The following is a 13397-nucleotide window of genomic DNA, read 5'->3' as shown; positions in this document are numbered from 1 at the left end:
TGAAGATGTCCATGACCACGGCGGCCTTGCGCTTGGCGGTCCATCGCTTGATCGGGTTGTCGTCGCTCATCCTGTCCTCCTGATGGCTGCACTATAGCCTGTGCAGCTATGGAGGGGGTCACTTCAGCGGCGTGCTGGTGCGGCCCTTCGGCGAGCGTCATGTGCTCGCCTCGCCCATGACCTACGACTTGCTGACGCCCCCGAGCGGCCAGGCGCCGCTCGCCGTCGCACGTTTCATCGACTGGCTGCTGGATGAGGCCGCCGCCTTCGATCGCGACACGATCGGCAAGGCCCAACCCCGAAGGGGTCATTAAAGTGAAAAATTAAAGAGCCACGAGTTATCAGACGAATACCATCACTGTACAGACAGTACATCGCCTGACTATCGAACACGGCGGCCAGCCTGGGCAGTCACGTCGCTTGTGCTGCCCGGGCTGATACGATGCCACTACCTCTCTCTCAATGCATCTCGTGCACTGCTCAGTGGTTTTACCAAGTAATCAAATACCGTCTTGCTTCCCGTGCGAATATCCACAGTCGCTACCATACCGGGCACAACCGGAAGCTCTTCTCCCGCGTCGTTCTTCAGCGAATGATTCCCCACCTCTACAAACACACGATAATAAAAGATCTTGGGATCTGCTTCATCCTGCACCGTATCGGGGGAGATCGTCACGACCTCACCCTCTATTGCACCATAGGTGCTATAGTCGTAAGCAGACAACTTGACGCTGGCTAACTGCCCAGGATGAATGAAAGCAATATCTCGCGGTGAGATACGTGTTTCAATCAACATTCTGTCATCCAAAGGCACAATGGTCATCAACCGCCCCCGAGGTGGAATAACACCTCCTGTGGTTGTCACCTCAATGTCTTTGACGATACCCCGTACCGGCGAACGCATCGTGAGCCTTGAAAGCGTATCCGAGCTCCCCCCTAACTTTGCAGAAAGTGCTTCAACGTCGGCTCGAGCTTCCGCCAGCTTTTCCCTGGCCGTGACAAAGTATTCTGACCTGGAATTAGCAGCCTGAAGTTCCAGCTCCGATTCCTGACGACGCAGCTTAAGCACTTCCACATCACTCGCTGCACCAGCATTAGCCAATGACCTCGTCAACGAAAGCTCTTGTCTAACGATTGCCAACGTGTTTTCAATGTTCGCCAGCTCGTCCTTCAAGCTTTCCGTTCTCGTTACATACAGCAACTGCTCACTAGCCCGCAAATTGGGATAAGCATCAAGTTCTGTGGGGAAGACCAAAGGTTCCTCATTGACTTCGGCTTCGAGCCGACTTTCTCGCGCTAAAGCCGCACGATACCTGGATCCTACTTCACCAACGTCTGCCTCGGACTGGGCCGGGTCTAGCACAGCAAGAACGGCTCCGGCCTCTACGATATCACCTTCGCGCACGCTCAACTCTTTCACGATCCCCCCTTCCAGCGATTCTACAACTTGCTCACGAGAAGAAGGAATAACCTTACCTTCACCAGAAGATACTTCGACCAGATCGGCAAAATAGGCCCAGACACCAAAACACAAGAAGAAAGCCAGCGCCCACCAAATAATACGTATCGACCGAATCGTCTTCGCATCATCGGCATGCTGTTTTTGGCGATATCTATCTTGTTCAAAATCAAGAAAAAGCAAGTTTCTCGAATCGACGCTACGCCCTTCTTCTTGCATCATGATGCTTTCTCCTCACCTTGCCCTTCCCGGCTTTGTGACGATTTCGCACCACGCTTGGCAGCTGCCGTCTTACTTTTGAGCTGAGCTAGTACTTCAGGCTTATCCCCGTCCATCACAACACGACCATTATCGACCACAATAATTCGATCCACCAAACTCAACAATGCCGTGCGATGCGTAGAAACCATTAACGTTTTGTTAGACGTGAACTTCCCAAGCGATTGAATAATATGTTTCTCTGAAGCATCATCCAGCGACGCGGTAGGCTCATCAAGCAGCAACACCATAGGCCGGCGCAGGAAGCTACGCGTTAACAAGAGAGCCTGCTTTTGCCCCCCGGAAAGACCAGCACCTCCTTCTAAAATAACATGGTCCAACCCATCAGGAAGTTTGCGAATAAACCCTATCGCACCTGACATTTCCAGAGCATCGAGAATGTCCTGATCGGATGCCAACGGCTTGGCCATCAATAGATTTTCACGAATTGTTCCATGAAAAAGCCTGGCATTCTGACTAAGGAAAGAGACATCGCGCCGGACATCAGCAGGATCAATATGTGAAAGGCGAATGCCATCAAGCGTCACTTCACCATCCGAGGGCTCTAACATACCAGAACACGCCTGGAGCAATGTTGACTTACCAGCACCATTGTGTCCTATAATAGCAATCTTCTCACCCGGCTTTATTTTCATGCTATTAATATAGAGTGAGGGAGATTTGGCCCCAGCGCTGTACTTGAACTCAGCCTCCTTAAAAACATAGTCACCCTGAACAACTGGGCGATGCACACTTTTCTCATTCTCAGAATAGTCGGTCGAACGCTGCATTAACTTATCAAGCCCTTCAGCTGCGACCTTGGCTTGTTGCCACTTGCTCAAAACTTGCGTCAAGCCAGTCATCGGCGAAAGCATTCTAGAAGACAAAATCGAGGCCGCTATCAACGAGCCAGTAGTCAAGTCGCTAGACATCACCATTGGCGCACCAAAAAGCACAACAGTTGCAAAAACACCAGTGATAATAGTCTGACTCCATACACTCAAGGTATTAGCGATATACCTCAGCCTGAGACTGGAGTCTGCCACTTCGGAGGTGTAATGATTCCATTGCCCTTGAAATCTAGATTCCGCTTGCAATGATTTAATATCGTCTATGCCTTGCACTGACTCAACCAGCATTGCATTCCGCAACGACGATTCGCGCATGGACTCGTTCGCGAGTTCCTTTAGCTTCCCCTGTACCAGAATAGCCGGCAGCAGCATAAGAAAAATCGCCACCAGCGGCACGAGCACCAGAGGGCCAGCGATATACCAAAAAACAAAACAAAACAGTATAAAAAACGGCATATCTGAAAACGCCGTGACAGTTGTCGACGTCATCAGATCTCTAACACGCTCCAATTCTCTAATTTGCGATATAAAGGTTCCCGTCGACGTTGGCCTTTCTGAGTTTTTTATCCTAAGAGCATGGCCATACACCTTGTCGGACATACGCAAATCCGCACGTTTTCCTAGCAAATCCGTGACCCTGACTCTCACCCTTCTCATCATGAAATCGAAGAAAAGTGCAAGCACAACACCACTAAACAACACATAAAGCGTCGAGTACGATTCGGCGGGTATCACACGATCGTAAACTTGACGAGTGAATATAATACCGGCCAATGCAAGAACATTGGAAAGCAGAGCGGCCACCATAATATGGCCGTACGGCTTCCAATCCCGCAGAACAATTTTTCGTAGCCAGTTTTTCTCGTAAGGCTTTATATACTCATCAACTCGTGAATCGGGCACCGCACGTGTTGGCCGAGCCATAAAGATCCCGACAACATGTTTTTCCAGAACACTAAGTTCGAGCCTGCTTGTTACGCCTTCATCCCCGCAGTAGACCAAGCCGACTTCATTTTTATTGCTCAAAGCTTCAACAACGGCTAGCTGCCCATTTTCAAATTGCACGACCAATGGCAACCGCCAAGGTGTGATCAGCGCTGCGTCGAAAGCCTCAATCGTCAACGTCAGACCCATCTGATGAGCAATATTGCGAAATGCATCTGAAAGCGGCAGCCCTTGACTCCAGGCCGAACGCATCTTTGCGTTCTCAGCAGAGTAATCCAATCGATAGTGACGGGCTACTATCGCCATCGCCTCTATCCAGTGATCAAAGTTGACGTTTTGTGCGTCCTCAGCCTTTCCTGGCCTTTCATCCAGCATTCCCATACACCTTATACTCTATTAAACTTCAGCGAGCTCATGTAGAAACAAACCCACACAAAAGCACAACAACCAGTCAACCATAAAAGCCAGCTAAAAAGTCTAACACCAGGCATGGTTATCATGGCGAAAGGCTGACTCCTTGAACAGCTTCGTCACTTATATTAAACATACCACGAAACCCCGAAGACGCATAAAGGCAGTCTAGTTGAGCAGCGTACATATCGTAACGTGCGTTTTCCATTCCAATTTTTGCCTGTTGCGCCTCTTCTTCTGCGTTCAGGAGGTCTAACAATGAACGTGTGCCCAACGACAAATATTGCTGGCGATAAAGTTCTTGAGTCAACTCCATCCCGGCCACTCTTTTGCTCAGAATAGCAATTTGGCTCTTCGCACTACGGGCTTGCTCTCGTGCATCTTGCAGGCGTTTTTGCAGCTCAATCATCACATTATCTTTTGAGGCTTCCAGCGCTTGCAGCACGTAGTCGGCAGATCTCTTTTGAGCACGAGTGGCTCCGCCCTTATATAGACTACTGGATATATTCAAGCCCAGTGAAACATCCGAGTCATCACCATTTCCCGTCTGATTAATAAACTGGTTAAATCCAGCCTCTGCCGAGACAGTTGGGTAAAAATCTGCTTCACGTCGAGCGATTTGTGCTCGCGCTTCCTCCCGCTGAGCATCAGCCACCATAATTTCTGGCACATTGCTAAATTGCTCAGAAACTGACGAACATACTTGCAAAAGATCATCGGGGAGAGTATCCGCGACGCTTACCGGCCCTTGTGCCCCAACAAGCCGTTTCAGGTTATTACGGCTAATCGACAGCTGCGAGCCATACTGCTCAAGTGCGGCTCTAGCCGCCTCAACTCTTGACTGTGCTTGAACCTCATCCGAACGTGTACTGGCACCAAGCTGCGAACGCCTCTCAGCCAACGCCTGAATCTCGGTGACACCATCCACTTGATCCTCTGCAATTGTCAACAAGGTTTCAAAACGCTGAATATCAATCACTGCTTTAGCCACTTGAAGCGCTAGTTGATCGATTGCCAACAAGACTCTCGCCTGATCACGCTCAACCCCGAACAGCTCGGCGTTCACATCATTCTCGACTTTGCCAAAATCATAGAGAAGCTGAGAGGCCGTAACATTGAATGCCTCTTCAGTCTGGTCAGTGGACGTTCTGAACTGTGAAGATAGTCCCGCATCGACCTGTGGCAGATAGCCTGAACGCGCCACCGTCACCTGCTCATTTTGCTGATACAGGCGTCCCAAGGCTTCGGAAATAGAGGGATACCACGTGACGGCTTTCTGAACCGCCTCTTGCATGGTTAGATCTTGAATATCTTGTGTTGTCTGATAAGTCTCGTCATCCGATGTCGGTGAAGCACTCCCCTGGGCCCACGCAGCGCTCCCCCCTCCCAAGAATAAAAAACTGACCGACAATGCCCACACCGCTTTAGGTATCTTATTTTTTTGCTTGCCAGCTCCTTGGTGTCGCGTATCCGACTTTACTCCACCTTGCGATGCAGCGATGCCTGTCTTGTCTGACGTTACAAACTTGGTTAATGATTCCATTCCAAACCTTCCTATCAAGATCACCATACATGGCAACACTGATGGCATAAAAATACGGGATGCCAATATTTTTCCATCAACTTCCGTTGATCTTAACTTACCAAAAAACGCACCGGACCCTTGGGTCCGGTGCTTTGGCAGTAGTGCCAACGTTAAAGCCTTAATCAAGCCACGTATGTGTTCTGATCAAGCTCGTCGCTAAGCGGATTCTGCGGCTCGGAGAAATCTCCCACAGGCACTTCTCCAGAGGTTTCAGAGTCACTTGCCACTTGCTCTTCTTCCACATTGTTGCTTTCAAATTCAGGCAACACCAGCTCTCCATCGCCAGCCCCATCATCCATATCGCTTAGGCTGAACATCATCGAGCTGGCTTCGGCTGACTCAGCCTCGACAGGCGGTGCGCCACCGCTCAATTCGCCTACCACACTTGGGTCAACATCACCCTCAACCTGTACTGACTTGTTGCCGGCGACGTCCTCCGCCACCGCGGCAATGTCGTACCCCGGGGTCATCAGGTTAGTCAATGCCGAGGTGCCATCGCCGTCATGGTCAGCCCCCATCCAGCCAACGACAAAGTCATCTCCCCCTGTCGGCGTCACGTAGATGGAATCCCAGTTGGCATCATTGTTATTGGATAGGCCGGCGCCATCACCTCCCGTCACAATCGTTTCCTGATCCGTCAGGGCGTTGCCTTGTTGATCGTAGATACGGTAATAAAGCGCCGCGTCGTCGGAGTTATAACCCGCGCGCCAAACGGCCACCAGGTTACCGCTATCCAGCGTCTCCAGGACGGGCGGCCCCTCTACCGCGCCATAACCGAGTTCGGTCGACTGCGACATGGACGTATCATTCAATACATAGAACCCTGCATCCCCGGGGTTCTGCGCTGGATCGATGATTGCCAACATCGGCCGATTCAATACATCGGTGTCAGGGTCAGCGGTATTGCGGCTCCAGCCAATAGCGAGCGTGCCATTATCGAGCGTGGTCACATCCACAATCGGCGTATTGAAGCCATCATATCCATCGATCGTAGTATCAAACTCCCACTGATCGCCCCTGGGCGTTCCATCCGCATTCCACAGCCGACCAAACAGATTCCTGGTAGGAGAGTCGTTACTGTTTGCTCGGTCGAACCACAAGGTGACGAATCCGCCATCTTCCAAGGCATGGATAAGCGGTGCCGACTCCCAGCCATCATTCGCCTGGCTGCGTGCTTCTACGTCACTGGCCACGGTGACCGGACTGGTCGGATCGGTGATATCCACCACCGAGAAGATAGGCTGATGCCCACCTTGTACGAACTCCTGGGCGATACCCACGACAAAATTACCGCCCGTCAGTTGGTCGACATAGAGGTTGCGTGTATAGCCACCCCAGATGCTTTCGTCCATACCGTTTTGACCAATCTGGAATTCGTCACCCAACGCATTTCCCGACTGATCAAATACACGGCCATAGATCTCCGCACCAGCGCTGTTTATGTCCTTCGCATAGACAGCAAACACATTACCGTCGTCTGTCAGTGACAGAATGGGGGCAGATTCAGGATCGGCAGCATCACCTTCCGAGACATTCACATCCTCGGCAACTTTGAAGCCTGCATCGGTTGGTGCAAGGCTAGTGTCGATAATGGTCATCTTGGACTGAATATCGTCAGCAGCATCAGACCCATTAATCGACCAGCCGATGGCGACCTTGCCGTCATCCATCTTCAAGACATCAAGACCATCGACATTTTTATACCCAGCACCCACGAACTTGTTGTAGCCAAAATCACTGACATCAAACGTATCGGTCTGCGGATTACCATCGGCATCATAGATACGACCACGTAGCAGATGGCCATCACCCAAAGTGCTCAGGTTAGCTCCTTCTCCCCACACATAAAGCAGATTGCCGTTATCCAACTGGGTGATCATCGGTGCAGTTTGCGAACCATCAGGGTTTTGATCGCTCACAATGCCAGCACTGAGCTTGATGAGTCGATCGCTGGTAAAGGTGAAATCACCATTCGCATCCGCGGTGACGGCATTGCCTAGAGAATCGCCGTTGGCGTCAAATATTTCAACGCGGCTATCCGGCTCAGCGGTGCCCGTCACAATGCTCGACGACGAGCTTTGATTAGTGACCTCGGTGATTTCGATACCAGGCGGTGTGGTGTCAACCGTCACTACTCCTAACGCACCCGTGTCGCTGACATTCCCCGCTTCATCGGTCTGGCGGACAACGACGTCATCTGCACCGTACACCCCTTCAGGCAGGTCGAAGCTGATACCTTGACCTTCGTTCCAGGTTTCACCGCCATCAGTCGAGTATTCCCATAAGGAACCTACTTCCAACTCGACCACTTCAACCGCGCCGTCATAGGTAATTTCATCGATAGCAGAACTCCCCGTGTCATTGGCGAGCGAAAGCGACGGCGCGTCAGGCGCGGTGAGGTCACCGGTTACCATGGCTGGCGCGGAGTCGTTACCTTCGGCATCAACGGAGAAGACATCATAGTCCTTACCATCTTCGAGCGGCGTAGCGGTGGTGATCGTGTAGTTACCGTTCTCATCGGCGTCACCGGTGCCAATCACATCTCCGGTATCCGGGTCACGGATTTCGACGGTGCTGTTGGGCTCGGCGGTGCCGCTGACAATACTACCGTCGGCTACGCCAGACGCGTCGAAGGTGTTGGTCATGCTGTCAACCGTTGGCGCATCGGAGACCGACAAGTCTTCAACATGAGTTGTCACATTTCCGGCGACATCTTCCGCGATCACATTGATTTGGTAGTCCGAACCAGTCCCGAGTGTCGGCTCTATCAGGTTAGTCAATGCCGAGGTGCCATCGCCGTCAAGGTCAGCCCCCATCCAGCCAACGACAAAGTTATCCCCCCCTGTCGGCGTCACGTAGATGGAGTCCCAATTGGCATAATTGTTAGCGGAGATACCTGATCCATCACCACCGGCAATCATTACCTTCTGATCTGTTAAGGCATTGCCTTGTTGATCGTAGATACGGTAATAAATCGCCTCGTCGTTGGCATAATAGCCCTCACGCCAAACGGCCACCAGGTTACCACTGGCCAGTGTCTCCAGGACGGGCGGGCCCTCTACCGCACCTAATCCTGTTTCCGTCGACGCGGAGATAGGCGTGTCATCGAGCACATAGAATCCTGCGTCACCGGGACTCTGCGTTGGATCGATAATCGCCAATATCGGCCGATTCTCCACGTCCGTGTTGGTATCAGCGGTATTGCGGTTCCAACCGATGGCGAGCGTGCCATTGTCGAGCGTGGTCACATCCACAATTGGCGTATTGAAGCCCGAATACCCATCGATCGGGGTGGCAAACTCCCACTGATCGCCTCGGGGCGTTCCATCAGCATTCCACAGCCGACCAAGTAGATTTCTGGAAGGAGAGTCATCAAGGTTTGCGTAATCGAACCACAAGGTGACGAATCCGCCATCTTCCAAGGCATGGATAAGCGGTGCCGACTCATAGCCATCATTCTCCTCACTACTACGTACCTCGACATCACTAGCCACGGTGAGCGGGTTAGCAGGATCGGTGACATCCACCACCGAGAAGATAGGCATATGTTGAACGGCAAGGCCGCCGCTGGTGTCGAAAACCTCCTTGGCGATACCAACGACAAAATTACCGTTCTCCAGTTGGTCGACATAGAGGTTTCGTGTATAGCCACCCCAGATGGCCTGATCCATGCCGTTTTGACCAATCTGGAATTCGTCACCCAACGCATTTCCCGACTGATCAAATACACGGCCATAGATGGTTGCACCGCTGCTGTTTATATCCTTCGCATAAACGGCAAACACATTACCATCGCCTGTCAGTGACAGAATGGGAGCAGACTCAGGATCTGCAGCCACGCCTTCCGAGACATTCACATCCTCGGCAACTTTGAAGCCTGCATCAGTTGGTGCAAGGTTAGTGTCGATAACAGTCATCTTGGACTGAATATCGTCAGAAGCATCACCCCTATTAATCGACCAGCCGATGGCGACCTTGCCGTCATCCATCTTCAAGACATCAAGGCCATCGATATTTTTATACCCACTGCCCGCGGCCTTGTTGTAGCCAAAATCACTGATATCGAACGTATCGGTCTTCGGCGTGCCATCGGCGTTATAGAGTCGACCACGCAACAGATGGCCATCACCGAAGGTGCTTAGGTTGGCTCCTTCCCCCCACACATAGAGCAGGTCACCATTATCCAACTGGGTGACCATCGGAGCGGTTTGCGAGCCATCAGGGTTTTGATCACTCACAACACCGGCGCTAAGTCCTTCCAAATTAACGGGTTGATCGGTTACAAAGGTGAATTCACCATTCTCATCCGCGAAGACAGCATCGCCCAACGAGTTACCTTCGGCGTCTGTTATCTCAACCCGGCTATTCGGTTCAGTGGTGCCTGTGATCGTGCTCGACTCGGCATCATGAACCACCTCGTCAATGACCACCTCAGGCAGAGTCGTGTCAACGATTGTTGCCCCTAACGAGCCCGTGTCGCTGACGTTTCCGAAGGTATCCGTCTGACGAGCGATAACATCGCCGTCGGCGTATTCACCTTCTGGCAAGTCGAAGCTGATACCTTGACCTTCGTTCCAGGTTTCACCGCCATCAGTCGAGTATTCCCAGAACGTGCCTACTTCCAATCCGGTCACATCAACTGCGCCGTCATTGGTATTCGCATCGCTATCGGAGCGACCCGTGTCATTGGAGAGGGTCAACGTCGGCGCAGCAGGTCCATCAAGGTCACCGGTTACCGCGGCTGGCTCGGAGACGTTACCTTCTTCGTCGAGAGAAACGACGTCATACGTCTTACCGTCTTCGAGAGGCTCGGCGGTGGTAATTTCATAGTTACCATTTTCATCGGCGACACCTGTGCCAACCACTTCACCGGTATCCGGGTCACGGATTTCGACGGTGCTGTTGGGCTCGGCGGTGCCGCTGACGATGCTACCATCGGCTACACCAGATGCGTCGAAGGTGTTGGTCATACTGTCAACCGTTGGCGCATCAGTGGTCGACAAGTCTTCAACATGGGTCGTCACATTTCCGGCAACATCTTCCGAGATCACATTGATCTCGTTACCCAAATCAGCCCCTAACGTCGGCTCTATCAGGTTAGTCAGTGCCGAGGTGCCATCGCCGTCAAGATCAGCTCCCATCCATCCGACGGCAAAGTTATCACCCCCTGTCGGTGTCACGTAGATGGAATCCCAGTTGGCATAATTGTTGGCAGATATACCTGATCCATCACCACCGGCCATCATTACCTTCTGATCCGTCAAGGCATTGCCTTGTTGATCGTAGATACGGTAATAAATCGCCGCGTCGTTGGAGTTAAAGCCCTTATGCCAAACGGCCACCAGGTTACCGCTGTCCAGTGTCTCCAGTACGGGGGGGCCCTCTACGGCGCCTAATCCTGTTTCCGTCGATGCGGAGATAGGCGTGTCATTGAGCACATAGAACCCTGCATCACCGGGGTTTTGCGTTGGGTCAATGATCGCCAGAACCGGCCTATCCGCCGGGTCAGCGTCAGGATCAGAGGTATTGCGGGCCCAGCCGACGGCGAGCGTGCCATTATCGAGCGTGGTCACATCCACAATCGGCACATTGAAGCCCGAATACCCATCAATCGTGGTGTCAAACTCCCACTGATCACCCCTGGGCGTTCCATCAGCATTCCATAGCCGACCAAACAGATTCCTAGTGGAAGAATTATCAGTGCCTACACGGTCACTCCACAAGGTGACAAACCCACCGTCTTCCAAAGCATGGATAAGTGGTGCCGACTCATAGCTATCATTCTCTTGACTACGCACTTCGACATCACTGGCCACGGTGAGCGGATTGGCAGGGTCGGTGACATCCACCACCGAGAAGATAGGCTGATGTCCGCCTTGCCAAAACTCCTGGGCGATACCAACGACAAAGTCGCCGTTCTCCAATTGGTCGACATGGAGGTTTCTTGAATGCCCTCCTCCAGTCCCTCGGTCCATGCCCTGTTGACCAATCTGGAACTCGTCGCCCAACGCATTCCCTGACTGGTCAAATACACGACCGTAGATGGTTGCACCGTTGCTGTTTATGTCCTTGGCATAAACGGCAAACACATTGCCGTCATCTGTCAGTGACAGAATGGGGGCAGATTCAGGATCAGCAGCCTCGCCTTCCGAGACATTCACATCCTCGGCAACTTTGAAGCCTGCCTCGGTTGGTGCAAGGTTAGTGTCGATAACAGTCATCTTGGACTGAATACTGTCAGCAGCATCAGCATTATTAATCGACCAGCCGATAGCGACCTTGCCATCATCCATCTTCAAGACATCAAGGCCATCGACACTTTTATACCCAGTGCCCGCGGCCTTGTTGTAGCCAATGTCGCTTATATCAAACGTATCCGTCTTCGGCGTGCCATCGGCGTTATAGAATCGACCACGCAACAGATGACCGTCACCGAAGGTGCTCAGGTTGGCTCCTTCACCCCATACATAGAGCAGATCACCATTATCCAACTGGGTGATCATCGGAGCGGTTTGCGAGCCTTCGGGGTTTTGATCACTCACAACGCCAGCGCTGAGCCCTGCCAAATCAGCGGGTTGATCGGTTACAAAGGTGAACTCACCATTCTCATCCGCGAATACAGGCTCACCTAGCGAGTTACCCTCGGCGTCTGTTATCTCAACCCGGCTATTCGGTTCAGTGGTGCCCGTAATCGTGCTCGACTCTGGACCATCAACCACCGTGTCGATGACAATCTCAGGCGCAGTGGTGTCAACGATGGCTGCTCCTAGCGCGCCATTGTCGCTGACATTTCCCGCTGCATCCGTCTGGCGAGCGATGACGTCACCTTCGGCATACTCGGCTTCTGGCAAGACAAAGCCAGTTCCCTCACCGTCGTTCCAGGTTTCGCCACCATCCGAGGAGTATTCCCAGGTCGCTCCCTCTTCCAACCCGGCGACAGCAATCGTGCCGTCATAGGTATTCGCATCGCCATCGGATCGGCCCGTGTCGGTGACGAGCGTAAGCGTCGGTGCGTCAGGCGCGGTGATATCCCCGGTCGCCGTGGCCGGCTCGGAGACATTGCCTGTATCGTCGATGGCTACGACGTCATAATCCTTGCCGTCGTCCAGCGGTTCGTCGGTCGTGATCTCGTAGTTACCGTTCTCGTCGGCTTCCCCGGTGCCCACCACATCACCGGTGTCCGGATCACGGATCTCGACCACGCTGTTGGGCTCGGCGGTACCGCTTACCGTGGTGCCGTCAGGCACGCCGTTTTCGTCCAGCGTGTTAGTGACGCTATCAACGGTCGGCGCGTCTGGCGCGGTGATATCCCCGGTCGCCGTGGCCGGTTCGGAGACATTGCCTGTATCGTCGATGGCAACGACGTCATAATCCTTGCCGTCTTCCAGCGGCTCGTCGGTCGTGATCTCGTAGTTACCGTTCTCGTCGGCTTCTCCGGTGCCCACCACATCACCGGTGTCCGGATCACGGATCTCGACCGAGCTGTTGGGCTCGGCGGTACCGCTTACCGTGGTGCCGTCAGGCACGCCGTTTTCGTCCAGCGTGTTAGTGACGCTATCAACGGTCGGCGCGTCAGGCGCGGTGATATCCCCGGTCGCCGTGGCCGGCTCGGAGACATTGCCTGCATCGTCGATGGCAACGACGTCATAATCCTTGCCGTCTTCCAGCGGTTCGTCGGTCGTGATCTCGTAGTTACCGTTCTCATCGGTATTCCCGGTGCCCACCACATCACCGGTGTCCGGATCACGGATCTCGACCGCACTGTTGGGCTCGGCGGTACCGCTTACCGTGGTGCCGTCAGGCACGCCGTTTTCGTCCAGCGTGTTAGTGACGCTATCAACGGTCGGCGCGTCAGGCGCGGTGATATCCCCGGTCGCCGTGGCCGGCT

General features: G+C 53.0%; 5 protein-coding genes. 1 reads left to right on the top strand and 4 read right to left on the bottom strand.

Annotation, left to right across the window (positions count from 1 at the left end):
* Nucleotides 1–131: 131 nt before the first annotated feature.
* Complete coding sequence (locus ACGTN6_RS18230; RefSeq protein ID WP_394594384.1) at nucleotides 132–314, top strand: hypothetical protein; 183 nt, start codon at nucleotides 132–134, stop codon at nucleotides 312–314.
* A 134-nt stretch (nucleotides 315–448) separates the two neighbouring features.
* Here the strand turns inward: ACGTN6_RS18230 and ACGTN6_RS18225 are convergent, their stop codons facing one another.
* The 4 genes from ACGTN6_RS18225 to ACGTN6_RS18210 all read right to left on the bottom strand — a co-directional run bounded on the left by ACGTN6_RS18225 (nucleotide 449) and on the right by ACGTN6_RS18210 (nucleotide 13374).
* Nucleotides 449–1681: an HlyD family type I secretion periplasmic adaptor subunit gene (locus ACGTN6_RS18225; protein ID WP_394594383.1), complete on the bottom strand. Its 1233-nt coding sequence runs from the start codon at nucleotides 1679–1681 to the stop codon at nucleotides 449–451.
* Nucleotides 1678–3888: a type I secretion system permease/ATPase gene (locus ACGTN6_RS18220; RefSeq protein WP_394594382.1), complete on the bottom strand. Its 2211-nt coding sequence runs from the start codon at nucleotides 3886–3888 to the stop codon at nucleotides 1678–1680. The genes ACGTN6_RS18225 and ACGTN6_RS18220 overlap by 4 nt, the downstream gene beginning before the upstream one ends.
* A 121-nt stretch (nucleotides 3889–4009) precedes the next feature.
* On the bottom strand, nucleotides 4010–5467 hold the full coding sequence (locus ACGTN6_RS18215) for a TolC family outer membrane protein (protein ID WP_394594381.1): 1458 nt from the start codon (nucleotides 5465–5467) through the stop codon (nucleotides 4010–4012).
* Nucleotides 5468–5631: 164 nt separating this feature from the next.
* On the bottom strand, nucleotides 5632–13374 hold the full coding sequence (locus tag ACGTN6_RS18210) for an Ig-like domain-containing protein (protein ID WP_394594385.1): 7743 nt from the start codon (nucleotides 13372–13374) through the stop codon (nucleotides 5632–5634).
* Between the last annotated feature and the right edge of the window lie 23 nt (nucleotides 13375–13397).

It is taken from the genome of Halomonas sp. B23F22_20 (assembly GCF_043496985.1).
GTDB lineage: Bacteria > Pseudomonadota > Gammaproteobacteria > Pseudomonadales > Halomonadaceae > Halomonas.
The sequence above is the reverse complement of the archived record's forward strand: the minus strand, read 5'-3'. Positions and strand labels throughout refer to the sequence as shown.

Bases quoted from the DNA above. Each gene is read 5' to 3' on its own strand.
- ACGTN6_RS18225 (WP_394594383.1), bottom strand. From the start codon at position 1,681: ATGATGCAAGAAGAAGGGCGTAGCGTCGATTCGAGAAACTTGCTTTTT.
- ACGTN6_RS18215 (WP_394594381.1), bottom strand. From the start codon at position 5,467: ATGGAATCATTAACCAAGTTTGTAACGTCAGACAAGACAGGCATCGCT.
- ACGTN6_RS18220 (WP_394594382.1), bottom strand. From the start codon at position 3,888: ATGCTGGATGAAAGGCCAGGAAAGGCTGAGGACGCACAAAACGTCAAC.